Genomic DNA, 19,443 nt, shown 5'->3' with positions numbered 1-19,443 from the left:
GTGTCGTCATGGCCCGGATTCAACCCTTTACCCACGAAACGCTGAGCACACTGCTGGCCCTGAATGACCGTCTCAACCTCAGCCTGTACATGCCGGCGCATCGAACCTTTCCGGAACGCTCGCAAGACCCGATCCGTTTCAAGAATCTGGTCAGGCAGCTGGAAGGTTTGCTCGAACACCATTCTCCCGAGTCGCCCAGGGACAGCGTGTTCGCGCCATTTCATGAGCTGCTGGACGATCAGTCCTTCTGGAACACCTGCCCCGAGTCCATCGCAGTTTTCGGCGGCGAGGACCATTTCATCCTGGTCGGCCTGCATCAGGCGGTTCGCGAAGCGGTCATCGTCAACAGCCATCCGTATCTCAAGCCGTTGCTGCGCCTGGCGCCGGTGATTGATCGTTGCCAGGTGCTGTGCCTGTCCCGTGACAGCGTGCAGATTTATCAAGGGACGGGGCAGCAGATGCAGGAGGTCGAGCTGCCCGAAGCGGTGCCCACCCGACTGGCGGATGCGCTCGGTAACGAGCTCACGCCACGCGATCAGCAGGGCCACCCTGATGGCTTCAGCGGTGGGGGGGAGCGTGGTGATCCGATGATGCACGAGTCGGGCGGTGGCGGTAAGCAGGATGAAATCAACCTCGACCGAGAGCGGTTTTTCCGCGCGGTCGATAAAGCTGTCACCGAGCATTGCTCGCGCCAGTCCAGCCTGCCGCTGGTGCTCGTTGCGCTGCCGCAGAACCAGGCGGTCTTCCGTACGGTGAGCCATAACCCGTTTCTGTTACCCGACGGCATCGAGCGGGATCCGGCGACGCTTCAGCCCGCGCAACTGGCGGCAGCCTGCGCGGTTGTGTTGCGCAAGCGTCATGACGATGGGCTGAACAAAGCATTCGATCGCTATGGCGTGGCGCTCGGTCAGGGAGCGGTGGGGCAACATTTGTCGGAGATTGCCCAGGCAGCGGTAGAGGGCAGGGTGGCTTTGTTGCTGGTTGAGGCCGAACGTGAAATTGCCGGAACCATTGCGGCCAATGCGCTGAACCGCGAGGCTGCCGATAGCCGCAAAATTCATTCGAAGGACGTACTCGACGAACTGATTCTGGCGGTGATCCGCCAGGGCGGTGAGGTGGTGGTTGTACCGCCGGAACGCTCGATGCCGACCGAGACGGGGGCGGCAGCGGTTTATCGGTATTGATCGATTAGCCGAGACGTTGCTCAGTTACTTACGCCGGTTCAGCGCTGTGACGGCTGCCCCATCTCTGGCAAGCCAGGCTCCACAGGTTGCGCGTTGAACATCAATTGATGGTTCAACGCAAACTTTGTGGGAGCTGGCTTGCCAGCGATGGCGCTGGCCCAGCCAACGTTTACTCCTTGACGCTCATGTACTCCTTGGCCCAGAGAATGTATTCCTCGGGTTGGGTATAGGTGTGCGTCAATTCGGTCGCGCTCAGATCGGCGGCTTGGGTGAAGATCTGCCGCTGTTCGCGCAGGCTGTCGTAAGTCGCTTTGATCGCAGCGAAGTAGGCGCCGTGGCCGTCGATGGTCACGCGCACCCCGAGTTCTGCCAGACGTTTGTCATCGCGCAGGGCCGGGTTACCGTAGGTGACCAGCATCAGCGGCACGGTCAGGTGCTCGGCGATTTGTTCCAGTTGGTCGAAGTCCTGCACGCCGACCATGCAGATACCGTCAGCGCCGGCCGCTTGATATTGGCGGGTGCGGCTGATGATTTCCTGGATCGGCAGAATGCCGGCGTTGGTGCGGGCGACGATGGCCATTTCGGTGTCGACCCGGGCTTCCAGCGCCGCGCGGATCTTGCCGACGCCTTCTGCCACCGTAATCAGATCAGTGGATTTGCGCCCGAATTGCGCTGGCAGCAAGGTGTCTTCGATGGTCAGTGCCGCAACACCGGCGCGTTCCAGTTCGACAATGGTGCGCATCACGTTGAGGGCGTTGCCATAGCCGTGATCGGCGTCGGCAATCACGGGGAGTTGGGCGACGCGACCGATGCGCGTGGCCTGTTCGGCGAATTCGCTGAGGGTGATCAGGGCGAAGTCCGGTGCGCCGAGCACCTGCAGGGAGGCCACGGAACCGCCAAGAATACCCACTTCAAAACCCAGGTCAGCGGCGATGCGGGCGGACATCGGGTCAAACACCGAAGCCGTGTGGTAGCAGGTGTCGGAGGCCAGCAGCTGACGGAAATTACGGCGCAAATCTTGATGGGAAAGCCTGGTCATACGAGTTCCACCAATACATAAGAAATGGAAAGGCTTGAGCAAAGGTGTCAACGCCGAAGAATGAAAAGGCTATCACGCGAATGGGTCAGGAATCATGACGAATTTGCGCGGCAGGACTGGCGGCTGAAAGGTTTAACCTCTCGCGCCGGGAATATCAGGCTGCCACGGCGTGTGGTTGTTGATGGGGCAGGCGCACCGCGCGTACCGAATTGCCCGGCTGAAGCTGCAGGCGTTTGGCAGTGAGGCGATCGACCATCAGGCTGTTTCCGACCATTCGACCGGGCGCCACGGTGATGCGGCAGTTTTCCAACCGGCGGTTATGAATCAGCCACAGCGGTGCCTGCTCGTCCGGGGTGCCAAGGCTCAGGGCCAGTTCGAGGCTGTCGCGTACCGTGCGGATGCTGCGGATCGGCGCTTCGATGACCGGACCACCGTCAAAAATGTCGATGTAGCCCTGGTGCGCAAAACCCTCCGCCTGAAGGATTTTCAATGCCGGCTGGGTATTTGGATGAGTCTGGCCGATCGCGGCCTGCGCCTGCTCGGTCAGCAGACAGGTGTACAACGGCTGGCGAGGCATCAGTTCGGCGATAAAGGGTTTGTTGCCCAGGCCCGACAAGTGATCAGCGTAGGTGAAATCCATCTGGAAGAAGTGCCGGCCGAGGCTGTCCCAGAACGGCGAACAACCATTTTCATCGGCACTGCCTCGCAGCTCGGCGATCATTTTCTCGCCAAACAGATGCGGGAATTCGGCGACGAACAGCAAACGACCCAGCGACAACAGGCGGCCATTGCTGCCGCTGCGCTGGTCATGGCGCAGGAACAGCGAGCACAGCTCCGATTGACCGGTCAGTTCATTGTTGAGGAACAACGTCGGGATCTGCCGCTGAATGCCCAGGTCAGGTGCCGAACTGACCGTCATGCCGAGCCGGTAGTTGTACCAGGGCTCGCGCAAGCCAACGGCGCCGGCCATCGCGCTGACACCGACGACGCGCTGTTCGTCGTCTTCAAGCACGAACAGGTAATCGGCATCGGCCCGCTCCACCTGTTCGGCAAAAGCCCGTTGCGCCCAGCGCACCCGATGCGCCAGGCGGTCTTCGTTGGCCGGAAGTGTGGTGAACCCCGGTCCGGCCTGTTCGACGAGGGTCATCAAGGCAGGCAGGTCGCTGACTTTTACCGGACGAACTATCATGCTCCAACTCCTTCTGCGTACCGATTCAGGCACCCACGGCAAACGCGGCTCACAGCGCGACCAGTCGTATCGAACCGCCATCACTGACTTTCAGCGCCGCGCAGATCGCGGGCGACAGGGGCAGCAGCTGGTCGGTGTGATAGTCGAGTTCGGTGACAATCGCGCGGTAATCATGCAGGCCGTCGTTGCTCAGCAGATAACGGCCGCGGGCGTCGGTCGATGCTTGTTGGCGAACGATGGCGGTCTGGCTGTCAGCGATCGAGCGAATGTTCGCAGTTCGCGCATACAGCGTCGGGCCGGCGTCGAACAGGTCGATGTAGCTGTTGGTTTCGAAGCCTTCGCGCTCGAGAATGTCGAACGCTTCCTGGCCGTCCGGGTGCACGCGACCGATGCAATCCTGCGCCGCTTGCGGCAGCATCGGCACATAGATCGGGTATTGCGGCATCAGTTCGGCGAGGAACGTGCGGCTCTGCAACCCGCACAGACGCTCGGCTTCCGCGTAGGGCAGATCGAAGAAGTGTTTGCCCAGGGCATCCCAGAATGGCGAGTGACCGTGCTCGTCGCTGTAGCCGACGATCTCGGTGATTACCGCCTCAGAGAACCGCTGTGCATGCGCGGCAATGAACAGCAGGCGCGCCCGCGACAGCAGTTCGCAAAAGGGTGTGCGCACCAGCGCGGCATCGATGTGGAAACCGCGCAGCAAGGTGTGCCCGCTGAGGTCATGGCACAGCGACAACGCCGGCACGCCGTGCTCAATGTTCAATTCCCGCGAAGCGCTGGTGAAGTGGCGATTGCGCAGGCTGTAGAACGGCTCCTTGAAGCCGGCGGTGGCAAGGATCTCCGAGCAGCCGAGCAGTTGCTGGCGTTCGAGGTCTTCGAGCACAAAGAAATAGTTCTCCGGCCCCTGCGCTGTGGCGGCGCTGTCGAAGGAGGCGCACGAGGCGGCGATTTTTTCGCGCAGGTGTTCGCTGTCATCCGGCAGCGAGGTGACGCCGATCATGCTCTCGCGGGCCAGGCGCTGTAGCTGGGGCAGATCGTTCTGCTCGACTGGGCGTAAGACCAGCATGGATGTACTCCTGTATCAAAAGGTTCGGCCCGTTCGCCGAACCTGACTATCACTGTCGATTTCCACGCGATAAATCGGCGGTTACCTGATTTGTTGTCAGACGCCGCTCTTTTTCTTGTCAGCCTTTACTCGGATCGGGCAGCGCGGTGCTGGCGCCGAGCTTGTTGAGGAAGAACAGGTAAACCAGACCCAGGGCAATCCAGATCAGGCCGAGCTTCTGCGCATCGACGCCCATGTTGTACATGATGGCGGCGACGATGATGAAGCCGATCACCGGGCAGAGCAGATGGCGTACAACCTGCCCCGACTTCTGCCGACGCCAGTAGTGGTTGATTACCGTCAGATGCAGCAGCATGAAACCGCTGAGGGCGCCGAAGTTGATCAGCGAAGTGAGAATGTCCACCGCATTGATGAACAGGTAGCAGATAAGCAACGACAATACCGCCACCAGATAGATGCTCAGGTACGGCGTGTTGTGTTTCGGGTGAACCCTGGCAAGCACCTTCGGCAGCTTGCCGTCGCGGGCCATGCCGAACAGCAGACGAGAGACGGCGGCCTGCGAGGTGATCGCCACGGCCACGCCCCAGGCCAGCGCCGTCGCCACCGCAGTCAGGGTCGCCAGCCAGCTGCCGGCGGCGATTTCAGCAATTTCATAGAATGCGGTGTCTGGGGACTTGAAGCCCATGCCCGCCGCCAGATCGGTGGCAATCCACGTCTGTACGACGAAAATCGTGCCCATGACCGCGAGGGTAATCAGCGCCGCTCTACCCACGCTGCGGCCCGGGTCTCCCTTGATTTCTTCGGCAAGGGTCGAGATCGCGTCGAAGCCCAGGAACGACAGCACGGCGATCGACACCGCTTGCATCAGCAGGGCGAAGTTGAAGGTTTCCGGGTGATACAGCGGCGCCATGGTCAGCTCGCCATTTCCCGCGCCGTTGTGCAACGCGTTCCAGGCGTAGAACAGGAAGATGCCCAACACCACCAGTTGCGCCAGCAGGAACAGGATGTTCATTCGCGCGGTAAAAGTGATGCCGCGCAGGTTGACGAATGTCGCACTGACCAGAAACGCCAGGATGAAGCCAACCTTGGGAATGTCCGGGTACAGATGGTTGAGCGCCATCGCCGCATACAGGTACAGCAACGGCGGAATCAGCAGATAGTCGAGCAGCATCAGCCAGCCAGCGATGAACCCGACATGCTGATTAAGGCCGCGTTGCGCGTAGGAATATACCGAGCCGGCAATCGGAAAGGCCTTGGCCATGCTGCCGTAACTGAGCGCGGTGAACAGCATCGCGACCATGCCGATGATGTAGGCCAGCGGCACCATCCCTGGAGCTTCGGCGTTGACGTAGCCGTACACCCCGAACGGTGCGATGGGGATCATGAAAATCATCCCGTACACCACCAGATCGGTCAGCGTCAGGCTACGTTTCAACTCTTGCTTGTAGCCGAATTCTTCAATTTCCATGAAGCGCAACTCCTTGTCAGCCATCGGTCGTTTCAGTTGTTCCGTCGGTTCATCATTTACTGCGATTGCTACAGCAACGGTGCGAGATAGGCGGCCCAGCGCGATACCTCTGCGGGGCTGCGCAGCAAGTCATTGCGCACCTCGATCAGCACCGCTTCAAGGCCGCGGGCATCGCCGTGCACCGGCACGGTCATATCGCCCAAAGGATCGATTCTGTACGGCTGGTTGCCCGCGACTTTCAACGGATGCGCTTGCAGCCCGTCGAGCAGGCGCTGGGCGTAGGCTTTCGCCTGACCGAACAACACGCCGACTTCCAGCGGTCGCGGCTGACCGTAATACACCGGAGTGAAACTATGAATGCCGACCACCCGCACCGCTTGGCCTTTGGCAATGCGCTCGTCGATCAATGTCTGCAAACGCGCATGAAACGGTTTGAACAGGGTCTGCCGGCGGTATTCGCGGGCTGCTTCATCCAGATCGCGATTGCCCGGGATCTGATAGATCTCGCTTTGCAGTGGAATGCTGTCCGGCGCATGGCGCGGGCGGTTGAGGTCGATCAACAGCCGTGAATAGTTGGCACTGAGCAGGGTAGCACCGAGCTGTTGCGACAACTGTTCTGCCAGTTGCAGCGCGCCGATGTCCCAGGCGATATGTTCGCGTGCGGCCGCCTCGTCCAGGCCCAGATTGTTCAGAGCCTCGGGGATATAACGACTGGCGTGCTCGCACACCAGGATCAACGGGTTCGTCGAGTCCTCGCGGCTCAGGTCGTAGACCGGGCGAGTGAACAACCCCAGCTCGGCCGATTCAGTACAGGCGTGCATAGTGCTCACACAAGTCAGCGGGCGAGAGCTGTTCCGTCAGCGCCAGTTCCTCGGTTTTCAGGGCGTAATACGTGTCGAGCAGCGGCTTTGGCAGCCATTCATTGAAAGCTGCACTGTCGCGCAGGCAATCCAGCGCCTGGGACAGCGAGGCGGGCAGGGCGACGATACCCCGGGCCTTGCGTTGCTCATCGTTGAGTGAATCGGGGATTTCATCGGTGATCGCATTCAGCGCTAAGCGCTGCTCGATGCCCAGCCGCCCGGCAATCAGCAGCGCGGCCATGGCCAGGTGCGGCGAGGCAGTGGCGTCCATGGCGCGGAATTCCAGGTTGAACTGTTGCGCGGCGGACTTGCCACCCAACGTCACGGTCGGGCAGATGCGCAGCGCTGCTTCACGGTTCTGCTGCCCCAGGCAGGCGTACGACGCGCTCCAGTGGTGCGGCTGCAAGCGCTCGTACGACAGCGGCGTCGGCGCAGTGAACGCGCACAGCGCCGGCAGAAAATGCAGGATCCCGGCAGCCCAGTGCTGGCCGATGCTCGACAGGCCATTGCTGGTGCCGGCGTCGTACAGCATCGGCTGGCCGGCCAGGTCGTGCAGGCTGACGTGCAGATGCACACCGTTGCACACGGCTTCGGCGGCAGCCTTGGGCGCGAAGCTCAGTTCGAGGCCCATCTGCCGGGCGATTTCCCGGCTGATTTCGCGCACATTGACCGCGCGATCCGCCGCCGCCACGCCAAGGGTCGGACGGCAGGTGATTTCGTATTGGTGCTTGCCGTATTCCGGCAGAAACATTTCCGGCTCGACGCCACCGGCGCGCAGGGCGCTGAGTAGCCAGCCGCCGAATTCGGCGCCCTGGCGCTGAGCTTCCAGGGAGAACGCTGCGTGTTCGGCGAAGCCTGCATGCAGATTGAATTCATGTTCGAACGCCGCGTTGACCTGCAAGCCCAGTTCATCGCGATAGCGCTCGATCTCATCGCGCAGCAATGTGCGTGGGCAAGCGCCCCAGGCTTGGCCGTCGGTCTCGCGAATATCGGCGTGGATGAAATCGAGCACCGGTGCATTGGCATCCGGGCCGCTGCCAACAGTGACGCGGCTGTCCAGATCGGGTACCAGCCGCAGGTCGCCATACGCGCCCCACGGATTGCTCGAAGCGATGATGTCTTGCGGCGTCAATGCGCTGTTGGCCGGAACCCAGCCGCAACCGGCTGCCTGGTAATGCTCCAGCTCATCGGTTGGAAACGAACGGCCACGGGTGATGCCGATCAGGTCAGTGGTGACCAGCGTGGTCATCGGCAGCGGCGTCAGGCGTGCGCTCATGGCTGCATCTCCTGTATACGGCCGAGCACAGTCTGAGTATTGGTGATCCAGCAGTAACCCTTGATGGCGTTGAGGCAGGCGTGATGGCGTTCAGCGCTGTAAGTGGCGCAGGCGTCCTCCACCAGTGTCACCAGGTAGCCACGGTCGGCGGCGTCGCGCACGGCCATGTCGACGCACTGGTCGGTAACGATGCCGGCAATGATCAGATGGCGGGTTTGCAGGTTGCGCAGCACGTAATCGATAGTGGTCGAGTTGAACACCCCGGATGAGGTCTTCGGCAGCACGATTTCATTTTCCGTCGGGGTCAGTTCAGCGATGATCTGCGCTTGCAAGCTGCCTTTGGGCAGGTGCATGTCCGACAGTTTGTGATCCAGCGAGCGGTCGCGACCATCGGCGGTCAGGCTTTCGATAATCGTGTGCAGCACGTCCTGCTGCGCTTGGCGAACGGCGCTGAGCAGTCGTTGCTGGTTAGGCACCACCTGGCTGCGCGTGCGCCGGAGGAAATACTCGGCATCGGGCCTGCTCAGGTGCGGGTCGAATTGCGGTTCGAGCCAGGCGCGCTGCATGTCCACCAGCAACAAAGCCGTGTGGTCGAACGCAAACGGCAGATCCCGAGGCGAGCGGTGGGGAAGGCTGAACATCCTTATTTTTCCTCCAGCAGATGAGTCGCAAAGTCGTTGCGCAGGGCATCGATGCCTTCCAGGCGATCGGCCGGATCCGGCACGCGCAAGGTCAGGCAGGCAATCAACGCCTCGACCTGCGCCAGCGCTGGCACCATGGTATCGAACGGCGATGCCGACTCCACCGGTGCGCTGATGATCAGATCAGCCATTTCGCGCAACGGCGAGGCGTAGACATCGGTGAACAGCACCACTCGCGCATTATTGTTTTTCGCCGCAGTGGCTACACGCAGGGCTTGGGTCTGGTAGCGCCGGTAGTCGAACACCAGCACCACGTCCTGGCGTTGCAGATCGAACAAGCGGTCAGGCAACAGGGCGTTGTCTTCCAGGGCAAAGCAGCCGGGACGCAGCAGGCGCAAGTGGTTGAGCAGGTAATGGGCCATGAGAATGCTGAAGCGGCCACCGAAGCAATAGACCTGATGACGGCTGTCGAGCAGCCATTCGACGAGGATTCGCACATCTTCGGGTTGGGTCAGGGCTTGGGTGTCGACCAGCAAACGGTGGCTGTCGGCCAGGTAATGGGCCCAGGCATCGTCCTTGTTCTGCTGCGAGCGTGGCTGCAAAAGTGTGCGTGGCGAACGCAAGCGATGGTCCATGTCACTGAGCAAGGCTTCCTGAAACTCGGCATAACCGCCGAAACCGAGCTTTTTCACCAGGCGGACTATGGTCGGATCGCTGACACCGGCATGTTCGGCCAGCCGCGCCATCGGTCCGAGACCATTACGCGGATACTGATCGAGCAGGGCGCGGACGACTTTGCGCTCTGACGGCGTCAGGTCCAGGCCGGGATCCGTGATCAGGTCTCTGAGAGGGGGCATCCGTGCTCCTGCTGGATGGGGTGTCGAATTCGTTTCACAATCCGTTAAAAAGAGTATTTATGTAATGAGTGCTACATGTCTAGCGAATTTTTGTACACGTGCAGCGAGCACCCAAAGCGTGCAAGGTTCCCGTTTAACAAGGGCTACACCGAAGTAGCTCGGCGTTGTAGTCCATTGCCTTGGTTGGTGTGAGACATTGCCTATCCAAGCTTCTGCGGCTGGCAGGACGGCAATCCCGATACCCACGGTTTTACGGCACAATGGCTCGCGGATTGGCTGTGCCGTCACTTGTATTAACTTTCAACCGAGAACCTGCTTGTGCCAAGTAGCCGTTTGACATTGATTTGCCATGCGCGAACCGTCGCACAAAAACTGGCGCGTTTTCCTACGGACGAGCCTGTTGAAGATTTGCCTGCAGCGTCTGACGCCTTCAAGGCGCGATTCGCTCCGCCATCGCGACTGATTTGCGGGCCAGAGTTGCGGACTCGGCAGACGGCGGCGTGGCTGGGCGTCGATGCGCACATTGACTCAGCCCTGCGCGATTGCGATTGGGGAGGCTGGCACGGCCAGTCGATCAAGGGTTTGCAGGCCAATCACGCCAACGCGTTGCGGGTTTGGCTGGCCGATCCAGACGCGGCACCCCACGGCGGCGAGTCGCTCAGGCAACTGACGGAACGGGTCTCAAGATGGCTCGACAGCATCGCCGCAACGCCGGGGCCCGTGATGGCGGTCACCCATCCGTTCGTCATGCGCGCGGCGTTGATGCAGGTGCTGCAAGGCGTAACGTTTAACGCGATCGACGTCGAACCGCTGTCGATGATCGAGCTGCGCTTCAACGGCATCTGGCGACTACGCTTGCCGGGCACGGCTCTCGGAGAGGAATTGTGATGAAACAACTGCTGGTCATCGGCATTGGCGCCGGCAATCCGGACTACATCACGATGCAGGCGGTGAAAGCGCTGAACCGGGTCGATGTGATCTTTCTGCTGGATAAAGGCGAGGGCAAGCAGAAGCTGATCGATCTGCGCCGCGAGATTTGCGAGCGCTACATCACCGATCACGCTTATCGCTTTGTCGAAGCCAGCAGTCCGGAGCGCGACCGGGGTGATGTCGATTACACGGCAAGCGTCGATGCACTGAACCGCACCAAACAACAGACCTTCGGACGGCTGATCGATGAACAATTGTCCGACGGCCAGTGCGGCGGTTTCCTGGTCTGGGGCGACCCGGCGTTATACGACAGCACAGTGCGGATCCTTCAAGCGATTCGGGCATCAGGCCGCTGCGCGTTCGAGTACGAGGTGATCCCCGGGATTACCAGCGTCCAGGCTCTGGCTGCGCAGCACAAGATACCGCTGAATACGATCGGCCGTTCGGTGGAAATCACCACGGGCCGGCAGTTGGCGGCGGGGCAGGTGAGTGAGGCGGACAGTGTTGTGGTGATGCTTGATGCCGAAGATTCGTATCAGCGGGTGGCGGACCGGCAGACCGAGATTTTCTGGGGGGCTTACCTGGGCACGCCGGACGAGGTTCTGCTTAGCGGCACGCTGGCGGATGTCGCCGATGAGATTGAGTGGGTGCGCAAAGCGGCACGGGCGAAGCATGGGTGGATCATGGATACCTATTTGCTGCGCAAGCCATAGATTGGGTGGCTGACCTGGCCCCTTCGCGAGCAAGCCCGCGCCCACAGTGGAATGCATCGCAAATGGGAGAGAGCCTGCTCGCGAAGGGGCCAGACCATCCCTACGATTCTCGACGGCAAAAAGAAACCCGGTGCAACGCAAGTCGCACCGGGTTTTTTGTTGCCAGCCAACAGCGGATGTCGTGGATCCGCCGCTGGCCTTGAACTTCGTATCAGACGCGTTCCAGCGCCAAAGCCACACCCTGGCCGCCGCCGATGCACAAAGTCGCCAAGCCTTTTTTCGCGTCGCGCTTGAGCATTTCATGCAGCAATGTCACCAGCACGCGGCAGCCCGATGCACCGATCGGATGGCCGAGGGCGATGGCGCCGCCGTTGACGTTGACCTTGGCCAGATCCCATTGCAGGTCTTTGGCCACGGCCAGCGATTGTGCGGCGAACGCTTCGTTGGCTTCGATCAGGTCGAGCTGATCGATGCTCCAGCCGGCCTTGTCCAGGCAGCGGCGGGTGGCCGATACCGGGCCGATGCCCATGATCGCCGGATCGACGCCAGCGTTGGCGTAGGCAGCGATTTTGGCCAGCACCGGCAGGCCCAGCGACTTGGCTTTCTCGGCACTCATCAGTATCACGGCCGCAGCGCCATCGTTCAGCGACGAGGCGTTGCCAGCGGTGACGCTGCCGTCCTTTTTGAACGCCGGGCGCAATTTCGCCAGGGATTCGGCGCTGGTGTCGCCGCGTGGCTGCTCGTCGACCTTGAACGCGACAGGATCACCTTTACGCTGCGGAATCAGGATCGGCGTGATTTCCTCAACGAAGCGGCCCGCCTCAATCGCAGCGGCAGCTTTCTGCTGGGAAGCGGCAGCAAAGGCGTCCTGCTGTTCGCGGCTGATTTCATACTTGTCCACCAGATTCTCGGCGGTAATGCCCATGTGGTAATCGTTGAACGCATCCCACAGGCCGTCGCTGATCATGGTGTCGACGATTTGTGCGTGGCCCATGCGCAGACCAGTGCGCGCGCCCGGCATGATGTAGTTGGACAGGCTCATGTTCTCCTGACCGCCGGCGATGATCACTTCAGCGTCGCCGCAACGGATTGCCTGTGCCCCGAGATGCAAGGCTTTCAGGCCCGAACCGCAGACTTTGTTCAGCGTCATGGCCGGCACCGCGTGGGGCAGGCCGGCCTTGATTGCGGCCTGACGCGCCGGGTTCTGCCCGGCACCGGCGGTCAGCACCTGACCCATGATCACTTCATCGACCTGCGCAGCGTCCAGACCGGTCTGCTCGAGCAACTGGCGGATCACCGCCGCGCCCAGATCTACGGCGGACACGCTGGCCAGGGAGCCCTGAAAACTGCCGATCGCGGTACGCGTGGCGGCAATAATGACGACGTCTTGCATTTTCGAATTCCTCACTCGGCAGCGAACTGCATTTGCGGTACGTGATCCGGGACGATCAGTTTACCAGCGGTTTTGGCGACGATTTCCTCGACGCTGACGCCAGGTGCGCGTTCCTTGAGGACAAAAGCGCCATTTTCGATTTCCAGATAGGCGAGGTCAGTCAGCACGCGCTTGATGCAACCGGCTCCGGTCAGCGGCAGACCGCATTTGGCCAGCAGCTTGGATTCACCGTCCTTGGACGCGTGGGTCATGATGACAATGATGTTGTCGGCACCGGCCACCAGATCCATCGCGCCGCCCATGCCCTTGACGAGTTTGCCGGGGATCATCCACGAAGCGATGTTGCCTTCGACGTCGACTTCGAACGCGCCGAGTACGGTCAGGTCGACATGGCCGCCGCGGATCATCGCAAAGGATTCGGCGGAATTGAAGATCGACGCGCCGGTCCGTGCGGTCACGGTTTGTTTGCCGGCGTTGATCATGTCGGCATCAATGGTTTCTTCGGTCGGAAACGGTCCCATGCCGAGCAGGCCGTTTTCCGATTGCAGCATGACTTCCATGCCTTCGGGGATGTAGTTGGCGACCAGGGTCGGAATGCCGATACCGAGGTTTACGTAGTAGCCGTCCTGCATTTCGCGGGCGACGCGCTGAGCCATTTGTTCGCGGGTAAGTGCCATGTTGTTGTTCTCCGTAGGCCTGAATTATTTGCGGATGGTGCGCTGTTCGATGCGTTTTTCGAACGTGCCGCAAATGACTCGATCGACGTAGATGCCCGGGGTGTGGATCTGCGTGGGGTCGAGTTCGCCGGGCTCGACGATTTCTTCGACTTCGACCACGGTGATCTTGCCGGCAGTGGCCGCCAGCGGGTTGAAGTTCTGGGCGGTGTGGCGGTAAACGACGTTACCGAAATGGTCAGCCTTCCAGCCTTTGACGATGGCAAAGTCGCCGGTGATGGACTCTTCCATCAGGTACTTGCGACCCTTGAACTCACGCACTTCCTTGCCTTCAGCCACCGGGGTGCCGACGCCGGTGGCAGTGAAGAACGCCGGAATGCCGGCACCGCCAGCGCGCATTTTCTCGGCGAGGGTGCCTTGCGGGGTGAGGATAACTTCGATGTCGCCCTTGAGCAGTTGCTCCTCGAACAGCTTGTTTTCGCCGACGTAAGAGGCGATGACTTTGCTGATCTGGCGATCGGTGAGCAGCACGCCGAGGCCGAAACCGTCGACGCCGCAGTTGTTGGAAACCACGGTGAGGTCACGGGTGCCCTTGCGCTTGATCTCGGCGATCAGATTTTCCGGAATGCCGCATAGCCCAAAGCCGCCGGCGATAACGGTCATGCCGTCTTCCAGCCCGGCCATCGCTTCCTCGTAGGAATACACACGCTTGTCGAAACCTGCCATAGGCACCTCTTTTATTATTTGCGGGCGGCTGGCTAGCCGAATGACTGGAGTGTCTCTCCGTGAAATATATTTGTTAAGTTGATTTTTGCGGTTGATTGATTGATAAAGTTCAACAATCGCCGAAATTACTGAAATGGGTGATTCCCTGTAGGAGCTGCCGAAGGCTGCGATCTTTCGATCTTAAAAATCAACGTCAAAAGCTCGCAGCCTTCGGCGGCTCCTATATGACCGTGCTTCATGCTCAGAGCATTTATTATGACCATCAAACAGATCCGTGCCTTTCTCGCCGTGGCCCATAGTCTGAGTTTCGCGGTGGCCTGCGAGCGTCTGCACCTGTCGCAGTCGGCGCTCAGCCTGACCATCAAGGCGCTGGAAGAAGGCTTGGGCGGGCGCCTGTTCAGCCGCAACACCCGTAATGTCGCGCTGACCGCGGAAGGGGAATCGCTGCTGCCTTTGGCGCGCCGCTTGATCGCCGACTGGGACAACGCCGAGGACGAAATGCGTCAGCGCTTCAGCCTGCAGCGCGGGCGCGTAACGCTGGCGGCGATGCCGTCGTTTGCTGGCAATCTGCTGCCGCCGATCCTCAAGAGTTTTCGCGCGCGATATCCGAACGTCAACGTGACGGTCAATGACGTGATCAACGAGCAAGTGCTGGAAATGGTCCGCGATCGTCAGGTTGAACTCGGCGTGGCGTTCGCGCCAATGCAGAGCACTTCGATGACGTTCACGCCGCTTTATGTCGACCGCTTTGTCGCAGTGGTGCCGGCGGATTCAGTGCTGGCCAAACGCGCCGACATTGATTGGCAGACCTTGCTGCAAGAACCGTTCATCACCCTGCAGCGGCCCTCGACAGTGCGGGTCATGCTTGAAGAGCATCTGCAGGCGCGCGGGATGAAGTTACCCGTGGAATTCGAAAGCCATCAATTGGCGACGGTCGGCCGGATGGTGGCCAGTGGGCTCGGGGTCAGCGCGGTGCCGGCGTTGTGTGCGGGGCAAATGCGCGAGCTGGGCGCGCAGTGTCTGACCTTGAATGATTCGGTCGAGCGGGCAATTGGCGTGTTGACCGAGCCGGGCAATGAGCTCTCGGCGGCGGCCCAGGCATTGTTCGATATTCTCCAGCAGGAAAACCTGAGCGAACGTCTGCTGCCCTGAGCACCTGCGAAGTGGGCTTCAGAATTGCAGACGCTGTGCCAGCAGCGGCAGTAGCGCTTCGCACGACCCTTCAATCTTCAAATCGAGCAAATCGTCGGCCCGGGTCTTGCCCAGGTTGATCGCAATCAGCGGCTTGCCGCGCTCGGCGATGACCCGGCACAGGCGAAACGCCGAATACGCCATCAACGACGACCCCACCACCAGCAACCCCGCCGCATTCTCGGCAGCCGCCATTGCCCGTGCCGCCGTCGGCGGCGCCACGTTTTCGCCGAAAAAAACCACATCCGGCTTCATCCGCTCACCCGCACAATGCGGACACTGTGGCACCTGAAAGCGCGCCTCGAACGCCGGATCAAGCAGGGTATCGCCATCCGGCGCCTGCACCGCGTCAACGCCTCTCAGATAGGGATTGTGTGCTTCCATCTGCTGCTGAATCTCGTCGCGCTGGCTGCGCTGGCCGCAGTCCAGGCACAGCACCCGATGCAAGCTGCCGTGCAGTTCGATCACATCATGGCTGCCGGCCTGATCGTGCAAGGTGTCGACGTTCTGCGTGATCAAAGCGCTGATTCGGCCACGCTGTTGCAGCGTCGCCAACGCTTCATGCGCGGCGTTCGGTCGGGCCTGGCGCACGCGTGGCCAGCCGAGCATGGCCCGTGCCCAATAGCGACGACGTGATTGCGGGGCGGCAAGGAATTCCTGATACATCATCGGCTGCCGTCCGCGACGCACGCCGTCGCTGTCGCGGTAGTCCGGAATGCCCGAAGGTGTGCTGATGCCGGCGCCGGTCAGCACTAGAAACTTGTCTTCGGCCATGGCCTGCAGCAGCGTGTCGAAATGTTCACGGATCGGGCTGTCGAGCATGCTCAGCACTCCAGATTGGACAGTGCTCGCAGGTTAGCACGCGATCCGCATGGGTTACTTGCGCGCCTCCAGAATCAGGTTGAACGGCGTTTGCGTGGCACGGCGGAACTGTTTGAACCCGGCTTCGGCAAAGACTTTGCGCAAGCGCAATTCACCTGCCTGCGCACCGAGCCCGAGACCGACTTCCTGAGACAGTGAGTTGGGCGTGCAGATAAACGTCGAGGCGGCGTAGAACAGGCGCCCGACCGCGTTGAGATTGTCGTCCAGTTTATCGTTGGCGAACGGTTCGACCAGCAACACTGTTCCGTCGTCTTTGAGTGACTCATACGCATGACGGGCGGCACCGACCGGGTCGCCCATGTCGTGCAGGCAATCAAAAAAGCAGACCAGGTCATAGTCGCCGCCAGGATAGTTTTTCGCCGTGCCCTCGAAGAATCTGGCGCGGTTGCCCACGCCACCTTCTTCGGCGCGTTGCGTGGCAACCGTGATCGACGGCGCGTGAAAGTCAAAACCGACAAACTGCGACTTGGGAAACGCCTGGGCCATGATCACCGTCGACGCTCCGTGGCCGCAGCCGATGTCGGCGACTTTGGCGCCGCGTTCGAGTTTGGCCACCACACCGTCGAGTGCCGGCAGCCATTCCGCGATCAGATGACCTTTGTAGCCGGGGCGGAAGAAGCGTTCGGTGCCGCTGAACATGCACGGGTGGTGATCGCCCCAGGACAGAGCGCCGTTGCCGCGCATGGCCTTGACCAGTTTGTCCTTGTCATGGAAAAACGACGCGACCACGCCGAGTCCGCCAGCGACGTACACCGGCGAATCCTCTACGGCCAGCGCCATTGCCTGTTCTTGCGGCAAGCGAAACTGACCGTCAAGGTGCTCCATGTAACCGGACGCGGCGTGGGCGCTCAGCCATTCGCGCACCAGGCGCGGGTTGCAGTCGGTTTTTGCCGCGAGGGCTTCGGGGCTGAGCGGTTGGCTGTCGGCCATCGCGCGGTACAGGCCAAGCTCTTCGCCGACAATGACATTGGCCAGCATCGCCGCGCCGCCCATGTCGTTGACCAGTTTGCCCATGAATTCGTTGAGTTTCGCCTCATTCATCACGTGTGCTCCTGAAACAGGATCACCGTCCGGCGGCGTTGAATGTCGAGGCAGGCGCCACCGGGCGGTGGTCACGGATAGGGCAGGGCACAGCAGACGTCCTGCGGCCCCCTCGACTGGGTAAGAATGAGTCTAGTCGGTGTTTTTCTCAGCGTGGCAGCGGCAATTTCAGTTCCGCGCACAACCCGCCACCATCACGATTGCTCAACATCAGCGAACCGCCCAGCGCCATTGCCAATTGCTGGGCAATCGCCAGCCCGAGCCCGGTGCCTCCGGTGTCACGATTGCGCGAGTTTTCGACGCGGTAGAACGGTTCCAGCACCTGCGCGAGTTCGGCCTCGGCGATGCCCGGGCCACGATCAAGGACTTTCACCGACAGGCTGTTGCCCTGCGTTTCAACCTGCAGCTGCGCGGCGCCGGCGAATTTCAGGGCGTTGTCGGTCAGGTTGACGAGGACGCGGCGCAGCGCTTGCGGGCGGGTTTCGATCACCGCTTTGCTCTTGCCGCCGAGCTGCACGTCCTTGCCCATGTCCTGATAGTCGAACACCAGGCTGTCGAGGAACGAGTCGAGATCGGTGCGGCGACTTTCTTCGGTGGCACCATGAATGCTGCGGGCATAGGCCACGCCTTCGCGCACCAGATGTTCGATCTCGCCGAGGTCGCTGCTCAGTTTGTCTTTCTCGACCGAGTCGTCCATGAACTCCGCGCGCAGTTTCATCCGCGTGATCGGCGTTTGCAGATCGTGGGAGATCGCCGCCAGCAGTTGCATGCGTTCTTTCAAGTAGGCGGCAATGCGCGTTTGCATGGCGTTAAACGCCCGCGCCGCGTGAACCACTTCAGTCGGGCCTTGCTCGTCGAGTTTGACCGGGTGTGCGTTGGGGTCGAGGGTTTCCACGGCGTTGGCGAGGCGGGTGAGGGGACGAATGGCGATGCGCACGGCCAGCCAGGTGCAGAGGATCAGCAACGCCAGTTGGCCGAGCAGCACCACCGGCAACCACGGTGACAAAGGCACCATCGCCGGACGGATATCGATGGTCACGGGGCTGCCGTCGCTCAGGCGCAGATGGCCCTGGAAATGTCGTCTCTGCCCACCGGGAACCTCGGTAAACACGATTGGATAAGTATCGCCGATGGCCGCGGTAATCGAGGCAATGGCAACGGACTCTTCAGCCGAGGTCACCGGCATGCCCGGTTCGCCCTCATTGAGCAGGTAGCCATAATTGCGCCGCGCCAGACGCGGCAACCAGGCCTCGCGTTCGGCGGCGGGCAGGCGATCGAGGATCGCCATCGACGTCGAGACGTCGGTTTCGAGGTTGCCGAGCATGGTGCTTTTCGCACTCTGGTAACGCTCGTAATACTGCGCGCCGAACGACAGGCCCTGCGCCAGAATCAGCCCGATCAGGAAAATCAGCGACAGGCGCGAGGCGAGTGTGCGCGGCCATTGCAGCTTGAGTTTCATGCCGACGCCCCGAGCAGTTCGACCGGCAGTGAAAACACGTAACCTTCACTGCGCACGGTCTTGATGTAAGCCGGCTCGCGGGCATCGTCGAGCAGACGCTGACGCAGGCGGCTGACCAGCAGATCGATGGAACGGTCGAACAGATCGGCTTCGCGTCCCTGGGTCAGGTTGAGCAATTGGTCACGGCTGAGCACCCGTTGCGGATGGTCGAGAAATACCCGCAGCAGGCGGTATTCGGCGCCACTGAGGGCCACCATGGTGCCGTCGCTGTCGAGCAAGTGCCGGGCCGAGGTATCCAGCTGCCAACGACCGAATGCCAGCAGGCGTCCGGCTTCGGTGACCACCAGATTCGGCGGCAACATACGCGTGCGGCGCAACACGGCGTTGATCCGCGCCAGCAATTCGCGGGCAGCGAAGGGTTTGGTCAGGTAATCGTCGGCGCCCATTTCCAGGCCGATGATGCGGTCGGTTTCATCGTTGCGCGCGGTGAGCATCAGCACCGGCGTCGCCTTGTGTTTGCCGACTCGCAATTCGCGGCACAGCTGCAGGCCATCGTCGCCGGGCATCATGATGTCGAGCACGATCAGGTCGACGGTGTTGGCATCAAGGAAGCTGCGCATCTGCCGGCCATCGGCGACCACTGTCGTGCGCAGGCCGTTTTTCTTCAGGTAGTTGCCTACCAGCTCACGGATCTCGCGGTCGTCGTCGACGATGAGAATGTGATCGACATGTTCCATCGGTTCAAGCCTCTGTCAAAGGGGGAATGCCGTGCAGTCTATAGCGCCGTGAACTGCACGCCTGCCTGCCTTTGTATTGCAGTGTATCTGCCGCAACGGCGGATACACGCCGACGCA

General features: G+C 61.1%; 19 protein-coding genes. 4 read left to right on the top strand and 15 right to left on the bottom strand.

The annotated features are described in order from the left end of the window. Positions 1-8: 8 nt before the first annotated feature. Positions 9-1,184: a hypothetical protein gene (locus ACP7D9_RS10770; RefSeq protein WP_426157291.1), complete on the top strand. Its 1,176-nt coding sequence runs from the start codon at positions 9-11 to the stop codon at positions 1,182-1,184. A gap of 169 nt (positions 1,185-1,353) precedes the next feature. Here the strand turns inward: ACP7D9_RS10770 and ACP7D9_RS10765 are convergent, their stop codons facing one another. The 8 genes from ACP7D9_RS10765 to ACP7D9_RS10730 all read right to left on the bottom strand — a co-directional run bounded on the left by ACP7D9_RS10765 (position 1,354) and on the right by ACP7D9_RS10730 (position 9,580). Beyond that, entirely contained in the window at positions 1,354-2,223 is an 870-nt protein-coding gene (locus tag ACP7D9_RS10765; RefSeq protein ID WP_101162672.1) for an isocitrate lyase/PEP mutase family protein, read from the bottom strand. 154 nt (positions 2,224-2,377) lie between these two features. Then, positions 2,378-3,412 carry an arginine N-succinyltransferase gene (gene astA, locus ACP7D9_RS10760; protein WP_101162671.1) on the bottom strand — a complete coding sequence of 345 codons (1,035 nt, stop codon included), beginning with the start codon at positions 3,410-3,412 and terminating at the stop codon, positions 2,378-2,380. Positions 3,413-3,461: 49 nt separating this feature from the next. After that, positions 3,462-4,478 carry an arginine N-succinyltransferase gene (locus ACP7D9_RS10755; protein WP_426157289.1) on the bottom strand — a complete coding sequence of 339 codons (1,017 nt, stop codon included), beginning with the start codon at positions 4,476-4,478 and terminating at the stop codon, positions 3,462-3,464. A 118-nt stretch (positions 4,479-4,596) separates the two neighbouring features. Next, on the bottom strand, positions 4,597-5,946 hold the full coding sequence (locus tag ACP7D9_RS10750; protein WP_426157287.1) for an APC family permease: 1,350 nt from the start codon (positions 5,944-5,946) through the stop codon (positions 4,597-4,599). Between the two features lie 68 nt (positions 5,947-6,014). Beyond that, positions 6,015-6,767, bottom strand: a complete 753-nt coding sequence (locus tag ACP7D9_RS10745; RefSeq protein ID WP_426157285.1) for an N-formylglutamate amidohydrolase — start codon at positions 6,765-6,767, stop codon at positions 6,015-6,017. Then, complete coding sequence (locus tag ACP7D9_RS10740) at positions 6,751-8,082, bottom strand: glutamine synthetase (RefSeq protein ID WP_313003128.1); 1,332 nt, start codon at positions 8,080-8,082, stop codon at positions 6,751-6,753. Before ACP7D9_RS10740 ends, ACP7D9_RS10745 begins: the two co-directional genes overlap by 17 nt. Then, on the bottom strand, positions 8,079-8,723 hold the full coding sequence (locus tag ACP7D9_RS10735; RefSeq protein WP_426157283.1) for an isochorismatase family cysteine hydrolase: 645 nt from the start codon (positions 8,721-8,723) through the stop codon (positions 8,079-8,081). The genes ACP7D9_RS10740 and ACP7D9_RS10735 overlap by 4 nt, the downstream gene beginning before the upstream one ends. A 2-nt stretch (positions 8,724-8,725) precedes the next feature. After that, the gene (locus ACP7D9_RS10730) at positions 8,726-9,580 is read right to left on the bottom strand and encodes a MurR/RpiR family transcriptional regulator (protein WP_101162666.1); all 855 of its coding nucleotides are present in this window, start codon (positions 9,578-9,580) and stop codon (positions 8,726-8,728) included. A gap of 408 nt (positions 9,581-9,988) precedes the next feature. On the opposite strand from ACP7D9_RS10730, the gene ACP7D9_RS10725 reads away from it, so the two are divergent. Together ACP7D9_RS10725 and cobF are read left to right on the top strand one after the other, a co-directional pair. After that, positions 9,989-10,468: a histidine phosphatase family protein gene (locus tag ACP7D9_RS10725; protein WP_426157281.1), complete on the top strand. Its 480-nt coding sequence runs from the start codon at positions 9,989-9,991 to the stop codon at positions 10,466-10,468. Continuing rightward, the gene (gene cobF / locus ACP7D9_RS10720) at positions 10,468-11,223 is read left to right on the top strand and encodes a precorrin-6A synthase (deacetylating) (RefSeq protein ID WP_426157279.1); all 756 of its coding nucleotides are present in this window, start codon (positions 10,468-10,470) and stop codon (positions 11,221-11,223) included. The genes ACP7D9_RS10725 and cobF overlap by 1 nt, the downstream gene beginning before the upstream one ends. Before the next feature lie 211 nt (positions 11,224-11,434). Here cobF and ACP7D9_RS10715 read toward each other — a convergent pair whose 3' ends face one another. From ACP7D9_RS10715 to ACP7D9_RS10705, 3 genes are read right to left on the bottom strand one after another with little or no spacing between them, the layout of a single operon-like run. Then, the gene (locus ACP7D9_RS10715) at positions 11,435-12,616 is read right to left on the bottom strand and encodes an acetyl-CoA C-acetyltransferase (RefSeq protein WP_426157277.1); all 1,182 of its coding nucleotides are present in this window, start codon (positions 12,614-12,616) and stop codon (positions 11,435-11,437) included. A gap of 11 nt (positions 12,617-12,627) precedes the next feature. After that, positions 12,628-13,293: a CoA transferase subunit B gene (locus ACP7D9_RS10710; RefSeq protein WP_426157275.1), complete on the bottom strand. Its 666-nt coding sequence runs from the start codon at positions 13,291-13,293 to the stop codon at positions 12,628-12,630. 24 nt (positions 13,294-13,317) lie between these two features. Continuing rightward, on the bottom strand, positions 13,318-14,016 hold the full coding sequence (locus ACP7D9_RS10705) for a CoA transferase subunit A (protein WP_076567492.1): 699 nt from the start codon (positions 14,014-14,016) through the stop codon (positions 13,318-13,320). A 255-nt stretch (positions 14,017-14,271) separates the two neighbouring features. Between ACP7D9_RS10705 and ACP7D9_RS10700 the strand changes: the two genes are divergently transcribed. After that, positions 14,272-15,168 carry a LysR family transcriptional regulator gene (locus ACP7D9_RS10700; RefSeq protein WP_101162661.1) on the top strand — a complete coding sequence of 299 codons (897 nt, stop codon included), beginning with the start codon at positions 14,272-14,274 and terminating at the stop codon, positions 15,166-15,168. An 18-nt stretch (positions 15,169-15,186) separates the two neighbouring features. On the opposite strand, the gene ACP7D9_RS10695 is transcribed toward ACP7D9_RS10700, so the two are convergent. From ACP7D9_RS10695 to ACP7D9_RS10680, 4 genes are all read right to left on the bottom strand, one after another. After that, entirely contained in the window at positions 15,187-16,029 is an 843-nt protein-coding gene (locus ACP7D9_RS10695) for an NAD-dependent protein deacetylase (protein ID WP_397478348.1), read from the bottom strand. Between the two features lie 54 nt (positions 16,030-16,083). Continuing rightward, the gene (locus ACP7D9_RS10690; protein ID WP_426157272.1) at positions 16,084-17,130 is read right to left on the bottom strand and encodes a class I SAM-dependent methyltransferase; all 1,047 of its coding nucleotides are present in this window, start codon (positions 17,128-17,130) and stop codon (positions 16,084-16,086) included. A 148-nt stretch (positions 17,131-17,278) separates the two neighbouring features. After that, positions 17,279-18,589 carry an ATP-binding protein gene (locus tag ACP7D9_RS10685; RefSeq protein WP_426157270.1) on the bottom strand — a complete coding sequence of 437 codons (1,311 nt, stop codon included), beginning with the start codon at positions 18,587-18,589 and terminating at the stop codon, positions 17,279-17,281. Beyond that, positions 18,586-19,326 carry a response regulator gene (locus ACP7D9_RS10680; RefSeq protein WP_039762337.1) on the bottom strand — a complete coding sequence of 247 codons (741 nt, stop codon included), beginning with the start codon at positions 19,324-19,326 and terminating at the stop codon, positions 18,586-18,588. The genes ACP7D9_RS10685 and ACP7D9_RS10680 overlap by 4 nt, the downstream gene beginning before the upstream one ends. Between the last annotated feature and the right edge of the window lie 117 nt (positions 19,327-19,443).

Source organism: Pseudomonas sp. TSRC2-2 (assembly GCF_049897785.1).
GTDB lineage: Bacteria > Pseudomonadota > Gammaproteobacteria > Pseudomonadales > Pseudomonadaceae > Aquipseudomonas.
This window is presented reverse-complemented; position numbering and strand designations above follow the sequence as displayed.

Bases quoted from the DNA above. Each gene is read 5' to 3' on its own strand.
- ACP7D9_RS10740 (WP_313003128.1), bottom strand. From the start codon at position 8,082: ATGAGCGCACGCCTGACGCCGCTGCCGATGACCACGCTGGTCACCACT.
- ACP7D9_RS10755 (WP_426157289.1), bottom strand. From the start codon at position 4,478: ATGCTGGTCTTACGCCCAGTCGAGCAGAACGATCTGCCCCAGCTACAG.
- ACP7D9_RS10735 (WP_426157283.1), bottom strand. From the start codon at position 8,723: ATGTTCAGCCTTCCCCACCGCTCGCCTCGGGATCTGCCGTTTGCGTTC.
- ACP7D9_RS10685 (WP_426157270.1), bottom strand. From the start codon at position 18,589: ATGAAACTCAAGCTGCAATGGCCGCGCACACTCGCCTCGCGCCTGTCG.
- ACP7D9_RS10765 (WP_101162672.1), bottom strand. From the start codon at position 2,223: ATGACCAGGCTTTCCCATCAAGATTTGCGCCGTAATTTCCGTCAGCTG.
- ACP7D9_RS10710 (WP_426157275.1), bottom strand. From the start codon at position 13,293: ATGGCACTTACCCGCGAACAAATGGCTCAGCGCGTCGCCCGCGAAATG.
- ACP7D9_RS10705 (WP_076567492.1), bottom strand. From the start codon at position 14,016: ATGGCAGGTTTCGACAAGCGTGTGTATTCCTACGAGGAAGCGATGGCC.
- ACP7D9_RS10695 (WP_397478348.1), bottom strand. From the start codon at position 16,029: ATGCTCGACAGCCCGATCCGTGAACATTTCGACACGCTGCTGCAGGCC.
- ACP7D9_RS10715 (WP_426157277.1), bottom strand. From the start codon at position 12,616: ATGCAAGACGTCGTCATTATTGCCGCCACGCGTACCGCGATCGGCAGT.
- ACP7D9_RS10730 (WP_101162666.1), bottom strand. From the start codon at position 9,580: ATGCCCCCTCTCAGAGACCTGATCACGGATCCCGGCCTGGACCTGACG.
- cobF (WP_426157279.1), top strand. From the start codon at position 10,468: ATGAAACAACTGCTGGTCATCGGCATTGGCGCCGGCAATCCGGACTAC.
- ACP7D9_RS10700 (WP_101162661.1), top strand. From the start codon at position 14,272: ATGACCATCAAACAGATCCGTGCCTTTCTCGCCGTGGCCCATAGTCTG.
- ACP7D9_RS10690 (WP_426157272.1), bottom strand. From the start codon at position 17,130: ATGAATGAGGCGAAACTCAACGAATTCATGGGCAAACTGGTCAACGAC.
- ACP7D9_RS10680 (WP_039762337.1), bottom strand. From the start codon at position 19,326: ATGGAACATGTCGATCACATTCTCATCGTCGACGACGACCGCGAGATC.
- ACP7D9_RS10770 (WP_426157291.1), top strand. From the start codon at position 9: ATGGCCCGGATTCAACCCTTTACCCACGAAACGCTGAGCACACTGCTG.
- astA (WP_101162671.1), bottom strand. From the start codon at position 3,412: ATGATAGTTCGTCCGGTAAAAGTCAGCGACCTGCCTGCCTTGATGACC.
- ACP7D9_RS10745 (WP_426157285.1), bottom strand. From the start codon at position 6,767: ATGCACGCCTGTACTGAATCGGCCGAGCTGGGGTTGTTCACTCGCCCG.
- ACP7D9_RS10750 (WP_426157287.1), bottom strand. From the start codon at position 5,946: ATGGAAATTGAAGAATTCGGCTACAAGCAAGAGTTGAAACGTAGCCTG.